This window comes from Amycolatopsis sp. NPDC051061, from assembly GCF_040682935.1.
Classification (GTDB): Bacteria; Actinomycetota; Actinomycetes; order Mycobacteriales; family Pseudonocardiaceae; genus Amycolatopsis.
Genome location: NZ_JBFBBZ010000011.1, coordinates 101,466 through 120,197 on the forward strand (window position 1 = coordinate 101,466; position 18,732 = coordinate 120,197).

At 71.1% G+C, this 18,732-nt stretch carries 20 protein-coding genes; 14 read left to right on the forward strand and 6 right to left on the reverse strand.

Annotated features, from left to right (window positions below; all coding sequences use genetic code 11):
* Positions 1-164: 164 nt before the first annotated feature.
* The 5 genes from AB0N03_RS17090 to AB0N03_RS17110 all read right to left on the reverse strand — a co-directional run bounded on the left by AB0N03_RS17090 (position 165) and on the right by AB0N03_RS17110 (position 4,989).
* Entirely contained in the window at positions 165-698 is a 534-nt protein-coding gene (locus AB0N03_RS17090; protein WP_364371908.1) for a DUF305 domain-containing protein, read from the reverse strand.
* Positions 695-1,441 (reverse strand): lytic polysaccharide monooxygenase, encoded by a 747-nt coding sequence (locus tag AB0N03_RS17095; protein WP_364371911.1) that lies wholly within the window; start codon positions 1,439-1,441, stop codon positions 695-697. Before AB0N03_RS17095 ends, AB0N03_RS17090 begins: the two co-directional genes overlap by 4 nt.
* A 145-nt stretch (positions 1,442-1,586) precedes the next feature.
* Complete coding sequence (locus AB0N03_RS17100) at positions 1,587-2,303, reverse strand: dienelactone hydrolase family protein (RefSeq protein WP_364371914.1); 717 nt, start codon at positions 2,301-2,303, stop codon at positions 1,587-1,589.
* Between the two features lie 53 nt (positions 2,304-2,356).
* A complete protein-coding gene (locus tag AB0N03_RS17105; protein ID WP_364372298.1) occupies positions 2,357-3,460 on the reverse strand; it encodes a globin domain-containing protein in 1,104 nt (367 codons plus the stop codon).
* A 353-nt stretch (positions 3,461-3,813) separates the two neighbouring features.
* Positions 3,814-4,989, reverse strand: coding sequence for a globin domain-containing protein (locus AB0N03_RS17110; RefSeq protein WP_364371917.1), 1,176 nt, complete (start codon positions 4,987-4,989; stop codon positions 3,814-3,816).
* A 324-nt stretch (positions 4,990-5,313) separates the two neighbouring features.
* On the opposite strand from AB0N03_RS17110, the gene AB0N03_RS17115 reads away from it, so the two are divergent.
* From AB0N03_RS17115 to AB0N03_RS17130, 4 genes are all read left to right on the forward strand, one after another.
* A complete protein-coding gene (locus AB0N03_RS17115) occupies positions 5,314-5,799 on the forward strand; it encodes a MarR family winged helix-turn-helix transcriptional regulator (protein ID WP_364371920.1) in 486 nt (161 codons plus the stop codon).
* Between the two features lie 100 nt (positions 5,800-5,899).
* On the forward strand, positions 5,900-7,087 hold the full coding sequence (locus tag AB0N03_RS17120; RefSeq protein ID WP_364371923.1) for an MFS transporter: 1,188 nt from the start codon (positions 5,900-5,902) through the stop codon (positions 7,085-7,087).
* A gap of 96 nt (positions 7,088-7,183) precedes the next feature.
* Positions 7,184-9,778, forward strand: coding sequence for an ATP-dependent chaperone ClpB (gene clpB, locus AB0N03_RS17125; protein ID WP_364371926.1), 2,595 nt, complete (start codon positions 7,184-7,186; stop codon positions 9,776-9,778).
* 193 nt (positions 9,779-9,971) lie between these two features.
* The gene (locus tag AB0N03_RS17130; protein WP_364371929.1) at positions 9,972-10,733 is read left to right on the forward strand and encodes a hypothetical protein; all 762 of its coding nucleotides are present in this window, start codon (positions 9,972-9,974) and stop codon (positions 10,731-10,733) included.
* Here the strand turns inward: AB0N03_RS17130 and AB0N03_RS17135 are convergent.
* Positions 10,730-11,434: a hypothetical protein gene (locus tag AB0N03_RS17135; protein ID WP_364371932.1), complete on the reverse strand. Its 705-nt coding sequence runs from the start codon at positions 11,432-11,434 to the stop codon at positions 10,730-10,732. The two genes, AB0N03_RS17130 and AB0N03_RS17135, sit on opposite strands and share 4 nt — an antisense overlap.
* 152 nt (positions 11,435-11,586) lie before the next feature.
* On the opposite strand from AB0N03_RS17135, the gene AB0N03_RS17140 reads away from it, so the two are divergent.
* From AB0N03_RS17140 to AB0N03_RS17185, 10 genes are all read left to right on the forward strand, one after another.
* Positions 11,587-12,339, forward strand: coding sequence for an SDR family oxidoreductase (locus AB0N03_RS17140; protein WP_364371935.1), 753 nt, complete (start codon positions 11,587-11,589; stop codon positions 12,337-12,339).
* Positions 12,340-12,414: 75 nt separating this feature from the next.
* Complete coding sequence (locus AB0N03_RS17145; protein WP_364371938.1) at positions 12,415-13,155, forward strand: ABC transporter ATP-binding protein; 741 nt, start codon at positions 12,415-12,417, stop codon at positions 13,153-13,155.
* Positions 13,155-15,602 (forward strand): ABC transporter permease, encoded by a 2,448-nt coding sequence (locus AB0N03_RS17150; RefSeq protein WP_364371941.1) that lies wholly within the window; start codon positions 13,155-13,157, stop codon positions 15,600-15,602. Before AB0N03_RS17145 ends, AB0N03_RS17150 begins: the two co-directional genes overlap by 1 nt.
* A gap of 27 nt (positions 15,603-15,629) precedes the next feature.
* Positions 15,630-16,193, forward strand: a complete 564-nt coding sequence (gene pyrE / locus AB0N03_RS17155) for an orotate phosphoribosyltransferase (RefSeq protein WP_364371944.1) — start codon at positions 15,630-15,632, stop codon at positions 16,191-16,193.
* Between the two features lie 80 nt (positions 16,194-16,273).
* Entirely contained in the window at positions 16,274-16,828 is a 555-nt protein-coding gene (locus AB0N03_RS17160) for an RNA polymerase sigma factor (protein WP_364371947.1), read from the forward strand.
* Positions 16,819-17,412 (forward strand): Asp23/Gls24 family envelope stress response protein, encoded by a 594-nt coding sequence (locus AB0N03_RS17165; RefSeq protein WP_364371950.1) that lies wholly within the window; start codon positions 16,819-16,821, stop codon positions 17,410-17,412. The genes AB0N03_RS17160 and AB0N03_RS17165 overlap by 10 nt, the downstream gene beginning before the upstream one ends.
* On the forward strand, positions 17,409-17,765 hold the full coding sequence (locus tag AB0N03_RS17170) for an Asp23/Gls24 family envelope stress response protein (protein ID WP_364371953.1): 357 nt from the start codon (positions 17,409-17,411) through the stop codon (positions 17,763-17,765). Before AB0N03_RS17165 ends, AB0N03_RS17170 begins: the two co-directional genes overlap by 4 nt.
* Positions 17,762-18,028 carry a hypothetical protein gene (locus AB0N03_RS17175; protein ID WP_364371956.1) on the forward strand — a complete coding sequence of 89 codons (267 nt, stop codon included), beginning with the start codon at positions 17,762-17,764 and terminating at the stop codon, positions 18,026-18,028. The genes AB0N03_RS17170 and AB0N03_RS17175 overlap by 4 nt, the downstream gene beginning before the upstream one ends.
* A 26-nt stretch (positions 18,029-18,054) precedes the next feature.
* A complete protein-coding gene (locus AB0N03_RS17180; protein WP_364371959.1) occupies positions 18,055-18,219 on the forward strand; it encodes a hypothetical protein in 165 nt (54 codons plus the stop codon).
* A 110-nt stretch (positions 18,220-18,329) separates the two neighbouring features.
* A complete protein-coding gene (locus AB0N03_RS17185; RefSeq protein ID WP_364371962.1) occupies positions 18,330-18,722 on the forward strand; it encodes a DUF2784 domain-containing protein in 393 nt (130 codons plus the stop codon).
* Positions 18,723-18,732 lie beyond the last annotated feature (10 nt).

The following is an 18,732-nucleotide window of genomic DNA, read 5'->3' on the forward strand; positions in this document are numbered from 1 at the left end:
CGCCGCCGTCAGCGGCGGGTACGCAACCTCGCGAAGACGGCGCAGGAGAACTTCATGATCGCGAGGCTAACTCGGCGCGCGGGCGTGGCCAACCGAATAAACGCGCCGACCGCGAGCAGCCGGGCAGGGGCTGCTCGCGGTCGGCACCCGGGGCCGCGGGGACGTCACACCTTGAAGTTCAACAGCTGCTTCACCTCGGCGGTCCGCGACTCGATGACGCGCCGAGCGAGGTCGCGAGCCTGGGCGTTGACTCCGCCGCCCGCGCCGTTCTCCGTCTGGGCCAGCTCGACCGCTCCTTGCTGCTGGCCGGTCAGCACGTCGAGGAACTTGCGGGAGAACTCGGCGTCCGAACCCGCCCGGAGAGTGCCCACCAGGTCCGGCGACGTCATCTTCATGCCGCCGTGCCCCGCGTGAACCTGGGGGTTCATGTCCATCGTCTCGGGCCGGCCCCAGTCGCGCAGCCACCGCTTCATGTCGTCCATCTCGGTGAGCTGGGTGGACTCGATCGCCGCCGCCAGCTCCTTCAACGCCGGTGGCAGCGGGCGGTCCGCGGCCAGGCGGACGATCTCGATGCCCTGCTGGTTCTGGGGGATCAGCATCTGCAGGAACATCACGTCGGCCGCGTTGTACGCGGGTGGGGCCGCCGTCGCGCTGCAGCCGGCCAGCAGCAGCGCGACGACGGCCAGCAGCACTCTCACTGACGCTGCCAGAGGGCAGGCGTGTTCGGCGGCTCCCAGCCCGCGATCGCCGTGTGCGGCTGGAGGCAGCGATAGCTCGCGCCGCCGTACGTCACCACGTCGCCGGCCTTGTACGCCGTTCCGGCCGCCCACGTGCCACTCGAGGGCGGTGTGGTCGGGGTCGTCGTCGGCGGGCGGGTCGTCGTCGGGGGCGGGGTGGTGGTCGGCGGCGGAGTGCCGCCGCCACCGATCTGGAGGTCGACGCAGCTGTAGAACGCGTTGGTCGTGTCGGAGATGTTCCAGATCGCCAGCACCTTCACCCGGCCCGAATAGCCGGCCAGGTTCACCGTGTGCTGCACGGTCGACGGGGGCTGCTGGCCGTTGCCGTTGAACGACGCGACGAGCGTGTTGCCGACGTAGTACTCGTAGCTCTTCGTGGCGTGCCGGGCGGTGAACACCCAGTTGAACGTCACCGAAGTGCCGACCGACTTGGCCGGCCAGGGCTTCGACTCGTCGGTCAGCTCGGCGAACTGCCCCAACCCGGCGTTGCAGCTGCGCAGGCCCTTGGGACCTTCGACGCTCTGGGGTTCGTAGACGATCTGCCCGCAGTTCGGGACTTTCCCGGCCGCGCAGTTGGCCTGCCGGCTGGGCGGATCGGAGATGTACCCGTGGGCACTCGCGGAGGTGGCGGGGAGGACGACGACCAGCACCGGGGCGAGGAGAGCACCGGCTGCGGCCGCGAAGAGCTTTCGCTTCAGGGTCATTTCGGCTCCTCGAGGGGGAACAGCGTTGTTCCGGAGGGAGGACGAACGAGCACGTCCGGGGAAGACGTGGTCTAGACCATAAAGCGATTCGGGCACAACGGTCAATCAACTACAGCCATCCGGCGACTTCGGTAGCCCGCTCGGCTCAGTGCGAAGGTCGGGCCGGTTGCTGCAGGTGTTCGCCGAAGAAAGACGTCACTCGGCGCCACGCGTCCTCGGACGCCTCGTGGTGGTAGGTGAACCCGATGACCTTGAGCAGCAGGTTCAACGGCGGTGCGACCTCGATCTTGTTCGCGAACCCGTGACTCGCCCCGTCGTACTCCTTGACGTCGTGCGGGATTTCACGCTCGGTGAGCGCCGTCTCGAGCTTGACCGCCGCGCCGTGCAGCGAGAAGTCCTTCTTGCCGAAGCTCGCGACGATCGGGCACGCGTCGTCGAGCACCGACAGGTTCTTCGGCAGCTGCCCGTAGTACGGCGCCGACGCCTCGAAGCCGCGTGACGCCGCGACGAGCGCGAAGCCGCCGCCCATGCAGAACCCGGCGATGCCGATCCGGCCCGAACTGTCCCCGCGGCCGGCCAGGAGCGCGCGCGACGCCTCGATGTCGTCGAACGTCCGGCCCTGGTTGGCGAACATGTCCGAGAACACGCGGCGCACGCACCGGCGAAAACCGCCGCGCGCGTACAGGTCCGGGCTGAGCGCGAGGTAGCCCTCGGCGGCGAAGCGGTCGGTGATGTTCTTCGTGTCCTGGCTCAGCCCGAACGCGTCGTGGATGAGCACCACACCCGGATGCGGTCCTTCGCCCGGCGGCTCCGCCAGGTAGCCGCCGATCGTGCCGTCCGAAACCGGAATAGTCATCTCCATATCGGCGAACATAGCGAGAATCAGTCCCTCCCGCGAGGCGCGCTGAGAGTTCCTCAGTCCAGGGTGAACGGGTCGAAGCGGATGCGCTCGAGCTCGACGCCGGCGGTCAGCAGCTTCGCGATCGTCGCCCGGATCATCGGGGGCGAGCCGGAGACGAGGATGTCGTGGTCCTTCCAGGAACCGCGCTGGGTCACCGCGTGGGCGAGCGTGCCGCGGTCGCCGCCCGGGATCGCGCCCTCCTCGGTCACCGGCGTGACCGTCAGCCACTTCGACACCGCGGTCAGCCGCCGGAGGTCGTCGAGCGCGTACAGGTCCTCGGGTCTTTTGCCGCCGAAGAACAGGTGCACCGGCGGGTTGCGCTTCCAGTGCGCGAGGTCGTCGAGGATCGAGACGAAGGGGGTGACGCCCGTTCCGCCGGCGATCATCAGCAGCCGCTTCCGCGTCGCGGTCGGGCGCACGTTGAGCGTGCCCATCGCCGGCCCGAGCCGCCAGACGTCGCCCTGCTCGGTGTGGTTGACGATGGCGCCGCTGACCCAGCCGCCGGGCACCGTGCGCACGTGGAACGTCAGCTGGCCGTCGCCGCGCGGCGCGGTCGCCGGGGAGAGGTAGCGCCACATCCGCGGCCGCTGCGGTACCTCGACGCTCACGTAGCTGCCGGCCCGGAAGGGCAGCAGTCCTTCGGTCTGCACCCGCACCATCGCGACGTCGCGGGACAGCTTGCGGTGGTCGAGCACCCGCGCCGCCCACGACGCCGGCCCGGTCTCGGCCTGCGCGGCCTCGCGCATGGTCTTGGCGATGATCCCGTACGCCGTCGTCCACGCGCACTCCACCTCGGGCGTCCACTTTTGCTTGAGGAACCGTTTCAGCGCGGACAGCAGCGCGACGCCGACGGCGTCGTAGTGGCGGGACACCACGGCGAACTTGCGGTGGTCGCGGCCCAGCTGCCCGAGGAACGTCGTCAGCTCGTCGGGCCGGTCGACCATCTGCACCACGTACACGAGGGCGCGCAACAACCGGCTCCGCTGGTTGGCCATGGAGGCCGGGAACAGATCGCGGCAATCCGGCGCGATGACGAACAACGCGCCGTAGAAGTACTGCGCCAGTTCGTCGGCTTTCGGTTCGATCTCCGCAAAACTTTCACGGATCAGCCTGGCCAGTTCGCGACCTTCCACAGCCGAAACGGGAACAGTCTTGGGCGGGGCGGAGATCTTCAGTGATTCAGCACTCATCGGGAACGGTAATCTCCAGTCGTGCAAAGGCTTTTCGCGCCGTGCCTGCGGCGTCGTCGTGGCGGTGCCGCCCCCGAGGGTTTCCGACTGTAGGCGAATTCCCGTGCAGATGCGCGTGATTCCGCGCGGTCCGCTCGAACGGAGCAATTTCGCCACACCGGGTCAACCCCGTCTGGCACAGCGTAAAAACGATCACCCGAAGGGATTCACCGAGCGCCGTAACAATTCTTGCGGTTCGTTCGATTTGTGCACCGGAACCGGTGCGTCCGCAATGGGAGGTGCTAGTCGATCGTGAACGGGTCGTACTGGATCTGGTCGAGCGCGCTGCCCGCCACCAACATGCGCGACACCGTCGCGCGGATCATCGCCGGCGAGCCGGACACGAGGATGTCGTGGTTCGGCCAGGCGCCGTACCGCGTGATCGCCTCGGCCAGCGTCCCCTGTTCGAAGCCGGGGACGTCGCCGCCGCGCTCGACCACCGGCGTCACGTTCAGCCAGGGGTTGGTGGACGCGAGCGCGCGCAGTTCCTCGAGGTCGTAGAGGTCCTCGCGGGCCGGCCCGCCGTAGAACAGCCACGTCTTCGGGTTCTCGCCCCACAGCGCGAGGTGGTCGAGGATCGACCGCAGGGGCGCGATGCCCGTCCCGCCCGCGACCATCAGCACGGCCCGTGACGATTCGCGGTCGACCGTCAGCCGGCCGAGTGGCGGGCCGAGCCGCCAGACGTCGCCGGGCTGGGTGTGGCTGACTATCGCCCTGGACACCCAGCCGCCGTCGATGGCGCGGACGTGGAACTCGATGCCGCCGTCCTCGCGCGGCGCGTTCGCCGGCGAGAGGTAGCGCCACAGCCGCGGCCGCTGGGGGACTTCGACGCTCACGTACTGGCCGGGGTGGTAGGGCACGGGCTGGTCGGGCATCAGCCGGACCAGCGCGAGGTCCCAGGTCAGCCGCCGGTGCTCGACCACGGTGGCCTGCCACGACGGCGGGTTCGTGTCGGACGCGGCGGCGTCCTGCATGGCCCGCGCGGCGATGGTGAACGCCTCCGCCCAGGCGCGTTCGACCTGGGGCGTCCACTCCGGGCCGAGGTGGTTCTTGAGCGACGCCAGCAGCGCGGTGCCGACGGCTTCGTAGTGCCGGGGCACGACGCCGAACTTGCGGTGGTCGCGGCCCAGCTGGCGCAGGAAGGGCGCGAGGTCGTCGGGCCGGTCCACCATCTGCACGATGTGCACCAGCGCGCGCACCAGCCGGCCGCGCTGGATCTCCATGTTGATCGGGAAGAAATCGCGCGTGGTCGGCGCGAGGGTGAACAGCATCCCGTAGAAGAACTGGGAGATGTCCGCGATGTACGGCTCGGACTTCGCCCAGCTGTCCCGGATGAGCTGCACCATCGCCGCGACGGCCGCGGGGGCTTCACGCGGGGCCGAGGACCGGGGGAACGGGCTGACGGAGTCGGCTGTCATGGGCGGGTGTTCGCTGCCTGGGGACGGTGGTGCGGTGGTACCCGGTCAGTCATCGCCGGCCCGGGCGCGGAGACGGCCTTCGTGCTCACGGCCGCCTCCTGAGTCCATCGCCACTGCATCCACCTCGTTACGCACCTGGGCGCGTCGCGCGCGCGTCCGTCCGCAGGGTAGCCGCCGGGCGCCCTTTTGCTCGCATTGTTGCTCCGACCGGGTGTATTGCCCGCGGTTGCGGCGTGGGCGACCTCACCAGGGTGATCCTTGCTCGCGCAAGCGATCGACAATAAACTTGTATTGCACAAGTAATGGCTGTGGCAGGAGGGTCCGATGGGCTTCGACGACACCGACGACGATGTCCGGGTCGAGCTCATGCGCGAGTTGAAGACCGCGTCGCAGCTCCAGCACGCCTGGGTCATGCAGGCCTGGCAGGACCAGCCGGGGTTGCACCCGGCGGCCGCGATGCTGCTGTCGGACCTCGCGAAGAACGGCGAAGCCAGGCCGTCCGAGCTGGCCAAGCGCCGGTTCGTCGACCTGTCGGTGGTCAGCAGGCAGATCACGCAGCTGTCCGCGGCCGGGCTCGTCGACCGCCGTCCCGCGCCCGAAGACGGCCGCGCGTCCCTGGTGAGCGTGTCCGAGAAGGGCCGGTCCGAGCTCGCCCGCTGGCGCGCCAACTACCTGGAATTCATGGAAACGGCGCTCGGCGGCTGGGACGACGAGCGCGTCACCGATCTCATCGGCAGGCTCGCCGAGATGAACGCCGACCTCCGCCGCGCCCTCGGCAGCGCCGCTTGCCTGGCTGACACGACCAAGTGACGCGGTGCCCTCGCGGTAACACCGGCAGTGGCTTTTTGCACGCCGGAATGTGGCCGTTCGGGCCTGACTTGGCGGTGTGCCACAGCGTTAACGTCGGTGGGTGACGCGTAGCCGGGTCGCACTGCTGTGCGCGTTGGGGATCGACAACTTCGGCTCAGGTCTTTTTCTCCCCTTGGCGTTGGTCTACGTGACGCAGGTGGTCGGCGTGCCGCTCGCGATGGCGGGCACGGCGGTCACGCTGGGTACCGTCGGCGGGCTCGTCGTGCCGCCGCTGGCCGGTCGCCTGGTGGACCGCGTCGGGCCGCGGGCCGTCGTCATCGGGGCCCAGCTGCTGCAGGCCGCCGGCGCGGGCGCGTACCTGCTCGCCGACGGCGCGGGCCCGGTCGTGGCCGCCGCGGTCCTGCTGTCCACCGGCCAGCAGCTGTTCTACAGCTGCCTGTACGTGCTCATCGCCGACGTCGCGGGCGACGTCCCGAAAGATCGGCCGTTCGCCGAGGTGGGGATGGTGCGGGCCGGCTGCTTCGGCCTCGGCGGTCTCGTCGCGGGGGCGTTGCTGACCTGGCTCGGCGCGGGCGGGTACCGGATCGCGCTCCTCCTCGACGTCGCGACGTTCGTCGTGGCCGCGTCGATCCTCGCGTTCTTCGTGCAGCTGTCGCGGCCACACCGGCAGGACGGCGAAGGGTCCGCCCGGGTGCTGCGCGACCGGCCGTACCTCGCCTTGATCCTCTTCAGCGGGCTTTTCGGGCTCTCGCTCGACTTCTTCCTGATCGGCACGCCGGTGTTCGTCCTCGACCGGCTGCACGGCCCGGCCTGGCTGCCCGGCGCGATCCTCGCCCTGCTGACCGTGCTGACGAGCGTCGGCGGCACGCTCGCTTTGCGGCTCACCGCCCACCTGAGCCGGATCACGGCGATGCGCGCCGGCTCGGCGCTGTTCGCCGCGTGGTGCCTGGTCAGCCTCGGCGTGCTGCTCGTGCCCGACGGCTGGCGCGTGGTCTACCTGCTGTTGTCGACGCTGGTCTTCGCCGCCGGCGACCTGGTCTTCGGCCCGCGTTCGGGTGCGCTGGCCGAAGCCGCGGCACCTCCGGTGGCCCGCGGCCGTTATCTGGCTGCGTACCAGTACGCGTTCACCGTGGCGCAGGTCCTCGCGCCCGCCGTGGTGGCGTTGTTCTCGGTCGCGAACTGGTTACCCTGGGTGCTGGTCGGGGCGTGCGCCGGCCTCGCCGTGGCCGGGCTCGGGATGCTGGGCTCCCGGTTGCCGGCGGGCGCCGTCGCACCCGGTCAGAGTTGAGCGGAACAGACTCAAGTTTTCGTGCGTTAGAGATAGTGTCAGGTCTCGGTCAGGCCTGTCACCTGGACTTTTGGTGTATCGAGCATGAGGTGAGGGATGGACGCTTTCAACCCGACCACGAAGACCCAGCAGGCGATCTCGTCCGCGGCGCAGGCGGCCACCATGGCCGGCAACCCGCACGTGTCGGCCGCCCACTTGCTGGGCGCCCTGCTGGCGCAGGGTGAAGGGCTGACCGCACCGCTGCTGACCGCGGTCGGGGCCGACCCGGGGGTGGTGCACAAAGAGCTCGAGCCGCTGATCGCGGCGCTGCCGTCCGCGACCGGCGCGACGGTGTCGAGCCCGCAGTTCGACACGTTCGCCGTGAAGTCGCTGACGCACGCGCAGAAGCTGGCGACCGAGCTGGGCGACGAGTACGTCTCGACCGAGCACCTGCTCGTCGGGCTCGCCACCGAAGGCGGCCAGGTCGCGGACCTGCTCAAGCGCCACGGCGCCACGCCGGACGCGCTGCGCGAGGCGTTCGTCAAGGTCCGCGGCTCCGCCCGGATCACCAGCGAAGACCCGGAGAGCACGTTCAAGGCGCTGGAGAAGTACGGCGTCGACCTCACCGAGCGCGCTCGCGCGGGCGCGCTCGACCCGGTCATCGGGCGCGACACCGAGATCCGCCGCGTCGTGCAGGTGCTGTCGCGGCGCACGAAGAACAACCCGGTCCTGATCGGCGAGCCCGGCGTCGGCAAGACGGCCATCGTCGAAGGGCTGGCCCAGCGCATCGTCGCCGGGGACGTGCCGGAGTCGCTGCGCGGCAAGCGCGTCGTCGCCCTCGACCTCGGGTCGATGGTGGCCGGCGCGAAGTTCCGCGGCGAGTTCGAGGAGCGGCTGAAGGCCGTGCTCAAGGAGATCACCGACTCCGCGGGCGAGGTCGTCACCTTCATCGACGAGCTGCACACGATCGTCGGCGCCGGCGCGACCGGCGAGGGCGCGATGGACGCCGGCAACATGATCAAGCCGATGCTCGCTCGCGGCGAGCTGCGGATGGTCGGCGCGACCACCCTCGACGAGTACCGCCAGCACATCGAGAAGGACGCCGCCCTGGAGCGGCGCTTCCAGCAGGTGCTCGTCGGCGAGCCGTCGCCGGAGGACACCATCGCGATCCTGCGCGGGCTGAAGGAGCGCTACGAGGTGCACCACGGTGTCCGCATCACGGACGCCGCGCTGGTCGCCGCCTCGACGCTGTCCGACCGCTACATCACCGCGCGCTTCCTGCCGGACAAGGCCATCGACCTGGTCGACGAGGCCGCGTCCAAGCTGCGCATGGAGATCGACTCGCGGCCGGTGGAGATCGACGAGGTCGAGCGCGCCGTCCGTCGGCTGGAGATCGAGGAGATGGCGCTCGCCAAGGAGAGCGACGCGGCTTCTCGCGATCGGCTGGCGGCGTTGCGCGGCGAGCTGGCGGAGAAGCGCGAGACGCTGACCGCGCTGACCGCCCGCTGGCAGAACGAGAAGGGCTCCATCGAGAAGGTCCGCGAACTCAAGGAGCAGCTCGAGCAGCTGCGCGGCGAGTCCGAACGCGCCGAGCGCGACGGCGACCTCGGCAAGGCCGCCGAGCTGCGCTACGGCCGGATCCCGGCGCTGGAGAAGGAGTTCGAAGCGGCCACCGCGGCGAGCGAGGCCAGCCAGCAGAACGTGATGCTCAAGGAAGAGGTCGGCGCGGACGACGTCGCGGACGTCGTCAGCGCGTGGACCGGCATCCCGGCGGGCCGGCTCCTCGAAGGCGAGACCGGCAAGCTCCTCCGGATGGAGGACGAGCTGTCCCGGCGCGTGATCGGGCAGCCCGAGGCCGTGCAGGTCGTCGCGGACGCGGTGCGCCGCAGCCGGGCCGGCGTCGCCGACCCCGACCGCCCGACCGGCTCGTTCCTGTTCCTCGGCCCGACCGGCGTCGGCAAGACCGAGCTGGCGAAGGCGCTGGCGGAGTTCCTGTTCGACGACGAGCGCGCGATGCAGCGCATCGACATGAGCGAGTACGCCGAGAAGCACTCGGTGGCGCGCCTGGTCGGCGCACCGCCGGGGTACGTCGGGTACGACCAGGGCGGGCAGCTGACCGAGTCCGTCCGGCGCCGGCCGTACTCGGTGGTGCTGCTCGACGAGGTCGAGAAGGCCCACCCGGACGTCTTCGACGTGCTGCTGCAGGTCCTCGACGACGGGCGGCTGACCGACGGCCAGGGCCGGACGGTGGACTTCCGCAACACCATCCTGATCCTGACCTCGAACCTCGGTTCGCAGGCCATCGCCGACCCGAACCTGGACGAGCGGCAGCGGCGGGACGCGGTGCTGTCGGTGGTGCAGCGGCAGTTCAAGCCGGAGTTCCTCAACCGGCTCGACGACATCGTCGTGTTCCACTCGCTCGGCACCGAGCAGTTGACGTCCATTGTGGACATCCAGGTGGCGCGGCTGGCTTCGCGGCTGGCGCAGCGCAGGCTGAACCTGGAGGTCACCGACGGCGCCCGCGAGTGGCTCGCGCTCAACGGCTTCGACCCGATCTACGGCGCCCGCCCGCTCCGGCGGCTGGTCCAGTCGGCGATCGGCGACAAGCTGGCGAAGGAGCTCCTGTCCGGCGAGGTCCGCGACGGCGACACGGTGCGGGTCGACATCCCGGAGCTGGAAGCCGGCGACTCCCTCACCGTCGAGCGCGTCTGACCCGCAAGTCCGTGAAGGCCTCCTTACCGGCTCTTATGGCCGCGAAGGAGGCCTTCACGGCTTTTCACGGCCGTCCACAGTGGTGGTTCGTGGCGATTTGTCGACCCGGGGACCGGGAATTGATCCGAACGGGCTCGGCGACACGGGTACCGGCGATCATCTCTTCGGCGTAGCAGGCGATACCCTGCACGTCGTGGGTATTCCGGCGTGGATCTGGTTCGTCATCGCCGCCGTCGCGCTGGTGGCGGGGCTGGGGCTGCTCGCGGCCGACCGGGCGAAGGAGGGCTCGCGCAACCGCGAGCGAATGCGCTGGGCGCAATTGCGCGGCTGGCAGTTCGTCGAGGAGGACGAGCGGCTGCCGCAGCAGTGGTCCAACGGCGCGATCGGCTACTTCGGCGCGGACGCGGCCGTGAACGTCGTCGCGGGTTCGACCTTCACCTCCGACGGCCGCCGTCCCGTGTTCATCTTCGACATCGAGTCCGAGGGGCAGATCCCGGCGGTCGTCGTCGCCGTGCGCTGCAACAAGAAGCACCGGATCCCGATCGAGATGTGGCTGTCCAGCGTGCCGTTCCAGCGCACCGACATGCCCGAGATGCTCGGTCCGATCGGCTCGCGCTACGCCTTCGCGGACGACGCCGACGGCGCCCGCGCGGTGATCACCCAGGAGCTCGTCGACGCCGCGGACCAGCTGGGCGGCGACGTCGGCGTGGCCTGGCTCGAGGCCGAGTGGGTGCTCGCCAGCGTCGTCCCGACGGCCGGTCCGTCCCGGCTCGAGCGGCTGCTGCGTGACCTCGGCGAGATCGCGGACATCGTCGACCCGTTCGACGAGGACTACGACGCGGGCCGCCACCAGGCGAGCGCGCCCATCCCGTCCACCGGCGGCAACCCGCCGACCCCGGCCGCCGGCATTCCGGTCCAGCAGCCGCCCGCGGACCCGCCGGCGCCGCAGGGCTAGAGGCCGGGCACCCGCTGGTCGAGCACGCTCGCCGTCAGTGACGGGTGCTGGTCGAGGGCGCCGCGCACGGTGGTCGTGGCGCCCTGGACGTGGACCACGTGGTCGATCCCGAGGTCGCCGCTGAACGAGCCCGACGGCAGGGTCTGGGACGTCTTGACCAGGCTGGATGCCGGTCCCAGCTGGCCGCCGAGCTCGTGTGCCTGGCCCACGTCGAGGTGGCCGGACAGGCTGCCGATGGCGTGCAGCTCGGACGTCGTGCCGAGCGCGCCCAGCCGGCCGAGGTCGACGGCCTGCCCGGACGATCGGCGGCCGGCGACCCCGCCCGTGAGGTCTCCCGTGAACAGCCCGGTGTCGAGCTGCTCGGCGTCTTCGCTCAGGACGTCGACACCCTTGGCGAGCCAGACGCCCTGGTGAGCCCGCTCGACGACGCCCGCGCGGTCGCCGCGCGTGGCGACGGCCTCCGTGACGTCGGACGCGAGCTGGGCGTCGCCGAGCTGCTTGACGACGACGTCGCGGCGGGCCGCGGAAAGCGTGTCGCCGTCGCTGACGAACGTCGTCGTGTGGCGGTGGTCGATCGGCAGCGGGAGGTCGGGCCGGGCGGCGAACGCGGACGCGGGACCCGCGAACAGGAGAGCCACGGGCGCCGCGCCGGCGGCGACCTTGGGCAGGTAGCCGCTCTTGCGCCTGCTGTGCTTACCCATGGCCGGGACGATAACCCGGGCCCGAAACGGCTGCACCCGCAGGCCCTGACCTGTGGGTATCGTTCACCCACATGACCACCACCTACTTCTTTGTCGGGGGTCCGGGTGGCGGAGCCCCCGGCCCGGGGCGGAGCCCCGGACGTCACACAGCTGTGATCACCGGAGCCACCGCGGGCATCGGCGCGCAGTTCGCGCGCACGCTCGCCGCCGAGAAGTACGACCTGGTTCTCGTCGCCCGCGACACCACGCGGCTGGAGGCGTACGCCGCTGAGCTGCGGGAAAAGCACGGAGTCGCCGTTGAGGTGCTCCCTGCTGACCTGTCCGAAGTGGACGGACGGACGGCGGTCGAGGAGCGGCTCGCGGCCGGTCCGGTCGACCTGCTGGTGAACAACGCCGGGTTCGGGCTGAACGGCGACTTCTGGACGATCCCGCCGGACGCGCTGCAGCGTCAGCTCGACGTCAACGTCACCGCCGTCCTGCGGCTGACCCGGGCCGTGCTGCCCGGCATGATCCAGCGCGGCCACGGCGAGATCATCCAGGTCAGCAGCGTCGCGGGGTTCTTCAGCGGCCGTGGCTCGACGTACACGGCCAGCAAGAACTGGGTCACGTCGTTCACCGAAGGCATCGCCGCGTCGCTGCCGAAGGGTGTCCGGATGATGGCCCTCTGCCCCGGTTTCACCGCGACCGAATTCCACCAGCGGGCCGGCATCGGCAAGCCGGGCCCGAAAATCGCCTGGCTGGGTGTCGAACAGGTGGTCGGCGAGGCGCTCGCGGACCTGCGCCGCGGCAAGGTGATCTCGGTGCCGAGCCTGCAGTACAAGGCCGTCGTCGCGATCGGCGGGCTGCTGCCGCGCGCGGTACTGCGGAAGATCAGCGGCGGCTTCGGTGGCAAAGGCCGCACCTGAGTAGGGCTGTCCCTACCTCGAAGACGCGCGTGCGCACCAGGGTGATCCGGGCGCTGCCTCCCTAGCGTTCTCCCCATGACGACTGAGGCGGTTCGGCTCGAGGCCGTGCGCAAGGAGTACGACGGCGTGGTCGCGCTGGACGGGGTCTCGATCTCGTTCCCGCGCGGCGGGTTCACCGCGGTGATGGGCCCGTCCGGGTCGGGCAAGAGCACGTTCCTGCACTGCGCGGCCGGGCTCGACCGGCCGACGTCGGGCCGGGTCGTGCTCGACGGCCAGGACCTCGACGGCAAGAGCGAGACGTACCTGACGAAGCTGCGCCGCGACCGCGTCGGCTTCGTCTTCCAGGCGTTCAACCTGCTCTCGGCGCTGACGGTCGAGCAGAACGTCGTGCTGCCGCTGCAGCTGGCCGGGAAGCGCCCGGACAAGCGGCTCGTGGCGCGGATCCTCACGCACGTCGGGCTCGACGGGCGCCGCAAGCACCTGCCCGGGCAGCTCTCCGGCGGCCAGCAGCAGCGCGTCGCGATCGCGCGCGCCCTGGTCACGAACCCGGCCGTGCTGTTCGCCGACGAGCCGACCGGCGCGCTCGACACCCGCACGGCCGCCGACGTGCTCGGCCTGCTGCGCGACTCCGTCCGGACGTCGGGCCAGACGGTGATCATGGTGACGCACGACCCGGTCGCCGCGTCCTACGCCGACGAGGTCGTGTTCCTGGCCGACGGCCGGATCGCCGGGCGGCTCTCGCGGCCGACCGCGGAAGCCGTCGCCGAGCGGATGACCCACCTCGGGGCCTGGGACCGGACGGCGGTGCGGGCCTGATGTTCAAGCTGGCGATGCGCACCCTCCGCCTGCGCAAGGGCGGCTTCCTGGCGACGTTCGTCGCCGTGTTCTTCGGCGCGCTGATCGTGTCGGCGTGCGGTGGCCTGATGGAGACGGGCATCCGGTCCGAGACGCCGGTGCAGCGGCTGGCCGCGGCGCCGATCGTCGTCGGCGGGCAGCAAACGCTGGCGCTGCCCGAAGAGGACCCGGCGACCCTCGACCCCGACGACAAGCACAAGTTCAAGAACGCGACGCTGCCCGAGCGCGTCCGCGTCGACGCCGCGCTGGCCGGCCGCCTGCGCGCGGTCCCCGGCGTCACGGACGTCGTCGGCGAGGTCAGCTTCCCCGCCCAGATCGGCGCCGCGAGCGCCCTCGGGCACGCGTGGGATTCCGCCGCGCTGACGCCGTACGCGCTGAAGGGCGAAGCGCCGAAGCCGGGCGAAGTCGTGGTCGACGCCGGGCTCGGGCTCGCCGCCGGGGACACGCTGCCGGTCGCCGCGCACGGCAGCGTCGTCGAGTACCGGATCTCCGGCATCGCCGAAGCGCCGCAGGCCATGCGGGACTCGGCGGTGTTCTTCGCGGCTTCGGACGCTTCACGGCTTTCGGGACACCCCGGGCAGTTCGACGCCATCGGCGTCTTCGGTGGTGACGCCGCCGCGGTGTCGGCGGTGGTCGGGGACGCCGGGGTCGTGACGACCGGCGCCGACCGTGGTCTTCTCGAGTTCCCCGAGGTGGGCAAGAGCGGCGAGAACCTGATCGTGCTGGCCGCCGTCTCGGGTGGACTGTCGGCGATGGTCATGGTGTTCGTCGTCGCAGGCACGCTCACGCTGTCGACCCAGCAGCGCCAGCGCGAACTCGCGCTGCTGCGCGCGATCGGCACGACCCCGCGCCAGCTGCGGCGGATGGTCCTCGGCGAGGCGCTGGTCGTCGGCGTGCTCGCGGTCGCCGTCGCGGTCGTGCTCGGCCCGGTGCTCGGGAAGTGGCTGTTCGGAGAGCTCGCGGCCAACCACGTCGTGCCGGACGTGCTGCGGTTCGAGCAGGGCTGGCTCCCGGCGACGGTCGCCGCGGGCGCGTCGCTGCTGGCCGTCATCGCCGCGTCCTTCGTCGCCGGACGTCGTGCGTCGAAGGTCCGCCCGACCGAGGCCCTCGCCGAGGCCGCCGTCGAGCGGCGCTGGCTGACGCCGATCCGGGTGATCACCGCGATCCTGTGCTTCGCGGGCGGCACGGCGCTGTCCATCGTCACCGTCGCCGTGATGACCGGTCCGGTCGCGGCCAGCACGGCGGGTCCGGCGGTGATGCTGTGGGCGTTCGGGCTCGCGGCGATCAGCCCCGGCGTCACCAAGGTGACGGCGATGCTGCTGCGCTGGCCGGTCCAGGCGGTCAGCGGCGTCACCGGCCGGATCGCGCTGCTCAACACCCGCGTCGGCGCGGTCCGGACGGCCGGCGCGGTCACCCCGATCATGCTCGCGGTCGGCATCGCGACCGCCAACATCTACCTGCAGACCACCCAGGAAGCCGTCTCGAACCAGGCGTACACCGAGGATCTGCGGGCGGACGCGGTCGTCGCCGGGCCGGCCGGGCTCGACCCGTCGGTGCTGGGGCGGGTGCGGTCGACGCCGGGGGTCGCCGGCGCGTCCGAGTACGTCACGAGCACGGTGTTCGTCGAGAAGCCCTACGACTCGAACCAGGACGACGACGGCTGGCCGGCGCTCGGCGTCAGCGAGCTGACCGGGAACGCCGTCGAGGTGCCGACGACGCTCGGCCGCCAGGTCGGGGACACGCTGTCGGTGCGGCTCGGCGACGGCACGCCGGTGGACGTGCGGGTGGCCGCGGTCGTGAGCCAGCGCGCCGGGTTCGAACGGCTCGTGCTGCCCGCGTCGCTGCTGGCTCCGCACACGACTCTCGGACTCGCCCCGCAGCTGCTGGTGCGGGCGGCTCCCGGTGTCGACACGGCGACGCTGACTTCGCGGCTTCGCGAGGCGACAGCCGGAATGCCGGTGGCTGTCGGTGACCGGGACGTGCTCATCGCGGCGCACGCGAAGGGCAACGAGATCGGCGCGTGGGTCAACTACCTGCTCGTCGGGATGATCATCGCGTACACCGTGATTTCGGTCGTCAACACGCTGGTGATGGCCACGGCCAAGCGGCGCCGGGAGTTCGGGCTGCAGCGGCTGAGCGGGTTCACCCGCGGCCAGGTGCTGCGGATGGCCGGCGTCGAAGGCGGGCTGATCGCGGCCATCGCGGTGCTGCTCGGGACGCTCGTCGCGGCGGGCTCGATCGTGCCGTTCTGCCTCGTGGTGAGCGGATCGCTGCTGCCGTCCGGCCCACTGGCGATCTACCTGGTGGTGCTCGCGATCGCCGTGGTGCTCTCGCTCGTCGCGATCCTCGTCCCGGCCTGGGCCGCGACGCGCGGACGTGCGGTCGACGCCACATCCATCGGTGAGTGAGAACGGCCGTGTGTAAGACTCTCGGCCGTGGCGTACCCCGGGTTGGATCAAGCGGCGAAACTCGAACTGGCCAGGCTGGTCACCGATCTTTCCGTGGTGCACGGAAAAGTGACCCTGGCGTCCGGCAAGGAAGCCGACTACTACATCGACCTCCGGCGCGCGACGCTGCACCACGCGGCCGCGCCGCTGATCGGCAAGCTGCTGCGCCAGCTGACGGCGGACTGGGACTACGTCGCCGCGGGCGGGCTGACGCTCGGCGCCGACCCGGTCGCGCTGGCGATGCTGCACTCCGCGGCGACCGACGGGGTCCTGCTCGACGCGTTCGTCGTCCGGAAGTCCGTCAAGGAACACGGCATGCAGCGGCGCATCGAGGGCATGGAGGTCCGGGGGCAGCGCGTGCTGGCGGTCGAGGACACGTCGACGACCGGCGGCAGCGTCCTCGAAGCGGTCGCCGCCCTGCGTGAGGCGGGCGCGAACGTGATCGGCGTGGTGACGGTGGTCGACCGCGACACCGGGGCGCGGGAGGCCATCGAGAAGGAAGGCCTGGAGTACCGCTACGTCCTCGGCAAGGACGACCTCGGCCTGGGCTGATTCGCCTCGGTGACCCAGGTCACCGACAATCACCCCGTGACGTTTTCCGTTCGCTGGTGTCCTCCTCCTGAGGAGGTGCCGTGACGACTGCCGCTACGCCGCTCGACGACGCGACCCTCGTCGGGCGCGCGAAGGATGGCGACGTCCGGGCGTACGAGCAGCTCGTGCTGCGCTACCAAGGGCCGATGTTCCGGCTCGCCGTGAAGATGCTCGCGCACCGCGGCGACGCCGAGGACGTCGTGCAGGAGGTCTTCCTCAACGCCTGGCGCAAGCTCGGCCAGCTCGGCGAGGACGCGGCGTTCGTCGGCTGGCTCTACCGGGCCACCACGAACCGCTGCCTCAACGCCATCCGCGCGCGGAAACCCCAGGCGGACGTCGACCTGGACACCGCCGAGTCGCCTCGGGCCGACCTCCAGCCGGAGCGGGCCGCGCAGGTCAGTGGGCAGCTCGCGGCCTTGACCGCGGCGCTGGCACAGCTGACGCCCGAACAGAGAGCGTGCTGGCTGCTGCGCGAAGTGCACGGCCGGTCCTACGACGAAATCGGCGAAGTCGTCGGCGCGAACGCGACCGCGGTCCGCGGCCGGATCGCGCGGGCCCGGGCCCAGCTGGCGGAGGTGATGAAGCCGTGGCGATGACGGACTACGAGCTGCCCTGCGAACGCGATGTCGAGCAGGTGTGGGAGCGGCTCGACGCGGTCGGCGCCGGGCTGGCCGACGAGCACGAGCTGACCTGCCCGCACTGCCGGGCCGCGCGCGAGAGCTTGCTGGCCCTGCGCGAAGCCACCGCGGAACTGGTGGTCGAGGACGATGTTCCGCCGGCCTTGTTCGGCCGGATCATGTCGGCGGTGCGGGCCGAGGTGCGGCGCGGCTCGATGGTGGCGTTGCCGACCCCCGAACCCGGGTTCGTCGAGATCAGCGAGCAGGCCGTCGCGGCCGTGCTGCGGTACGCGGCGGACACGGTCGACGGCGTCCGGGCGCGACGCTGCCGGGTGCGGACCAGAGCGGACGGCGTCGGCGGTGTCGTCGAGGTGGAACTCACCCTCGCGGTGAGTCTGCGGATCGTCACCGGCGGTGCGGCGTTGGCGCTGGTGCGGGAGCGGGTGACCGCGGCGGCCGCGGCCCGGGTGGGGCTGACGCTGGCGAAGCTCGACCTGCTGGTGGACGACCTCTTCGAGGAAGACACTGTTGAGGAAGACACTGTCGGGGAGCCAGGGGAATGAGCGTGGACTACGTCATCGCCGACCCGGTGATCGCGTCGGTGGCGGCGCGGGCGGCGATCGGGACGCCGGGCGTGGTGCGGCTCGAACCGGGCCTGCGTGGCCTGGTCACGGCGTGGACGCGCGCCGCCCGCCAGCGCTGGAAGGGCCTCGACCCGGCGCCGGCGGACGGCGTCCGGGTCCGCACGGCGGACGGCCGCGTGACGGTCGAGATCGACCTGGTCACAGCCTCGGCCGACCAGGCCGCGGCGGTGGGCCGGGCGGTGCAGCGCGCGGTCGGGCGGTTCGTGACCGAGCAGACCGGCCTGGTCGTCGACGAGGTTTCGGTGTCCATCATGGACATCGAGGACCGGTGACCGGGGCCGAAGCCGTCGAGAAGATCGTCGGCGCCCTCGAAGCGGTGGACGGCCTCCGCCCGGCGACGTGGTTGTCGGCGGATTCGGCGGTCGACCTGTCGCCGGAGGTCGTTCAGGTCCGCCTGATCGCGACGCGGCTGCCGATCCCGCCGTTGCTGGACCGGGCCGCGGCGGTGGTGCGTCCGGTGCTGGTGGGGACGGTGTGGGAGAACGCGCGGCTGCGGCTGGTCGTCACGGACCTCGACGGCGCGGCGTTCGCCTGACCCCCTCCCGGAGTACCGTCGAAGGCATGGACGAGCCGTCGAAGCCCGACGAGCCGCCGGAGCGGCCCGGGCACCAGCCGCCGTGGAAGAAGCCGCCCGAGCAGTACCCGCACGAGGAGCCGACGAAGTACCCGGCAAAACGCCCACCGGAATTCCCACCGGGTGTGACGCCCCCGTCACCGCCGGGGTGAACAGGTTGCTCCGGTGGGTTAAACATCACACAGCCGGGCATTCCTAGGGGCGGCCGAACTCGATCAGCGGAGTAAAGTCGCTGGTAGGGGGACGGTGAAGGGGGCGTGTGGTGGCGAAGTTCCTGGCGGACGTGACTGTCGCGGTGCACCTTTTGGCCCTGATCCTCATCGGTTTCGGGGGATTCGTCGCCTGGCGCTGGCCGAAGCTGATCTTCGTTCACATGCTCGCCGTCGCCTGGGGAATCCTGGTCAACGTGGCGCCGGTGCCGTGCCCGTTCACCGCGCTGGAGAACTTCTTCCGCCACCAGCAGGGCCTCGGCGACCTGCCCGGCGGGTTCAACGCCTACTACCTGTACGGCACGGTGTTCCCGCAGTCGTGGCTGCCGGCGATCGGCGTCGTCGCGATCGCGGTGGTCGTCTACTCCTACGTCGGCGTGTACCACCGCTGGCGCCACCGCGACCACAGCGAAGACGCCCGGACGCACCGGGTGCGCTTGGGCTAGGCGACAATCG

Bases quoted from the DNA above. Each gene is read 5' to 3' on its own strand.
- AB0N03_RS17095 (WP_364371911.1), bottom strand. From the start codon at position 1,441: ATGACCCTGAAGCGAAAGCTCTTCGCGGCCGCAGCCGGTGCTCTCCTC.
- AB0N03_RS17100 (WP_364371914.1), bottom strand. From the start codon at position 2,303: ATGGAGATGACTATTCCGGTTTCGGACGGCACGATCGGCGGCTACCTG.
- AB0N03_RS17110 (WP_364371917.1), bottom strand. From the start codon at position 4,989: ATGACAGCCGACTCCGTCAGCCCGTTCCCCCGGTCCTCGGCCCCGCGT.
- AB0N03_RS17115 (WP_364371920.1), top strand. From the start codon at position 5,314: ATGGGCTTCGACGACACCGACGACGATGTCCGGGTCGAGCTCATGCGC.
- clpB (WP_364371926.1), top strand. From the start codon at position 7,184: ATGGACGCTTTCAACCCGACCACGAAGACCCAGCAGGCGATCTCGTCC.
- AB0N03_RS17135 (WP_364371932.1), bottom strand. From the start codon at position 11,434: ATGGGTAAGCACAGCAGGCGCAAGAGCGGCTACCTGCCCAAGGTCGCC.
- AB0N03_RS17145 (WP_364371938.1), top strand. From the start codon at position 12,415: ATGACGACTGAGGCGGTTCGGCTCGAGGCCGTGCGCAAGGAGTACGAC.
- AB0N03_RS17150 (WP_364371941.1), top strand. From the start codon at position 13,155: ATGTTCAAGCTGGCGATGCGCACCCTCCGCCTGCGCAAGGGCGGCTTC.
- AB0N03_RS17170 (WP_364371953.1), top strand. From the start codon at position 17,409: ATGAGCGTGGACTACGTCATCGCCGACCCGGTGATCGCGTCGGTGGCG.
- AB0N03_RS17180 (WP_364371959.1), top strand. From the start codon at position 18,055: ATGGACGAGCCGTCGAAGCCCGACGAGCCGCCGGAGCGGCCCGGGCAC.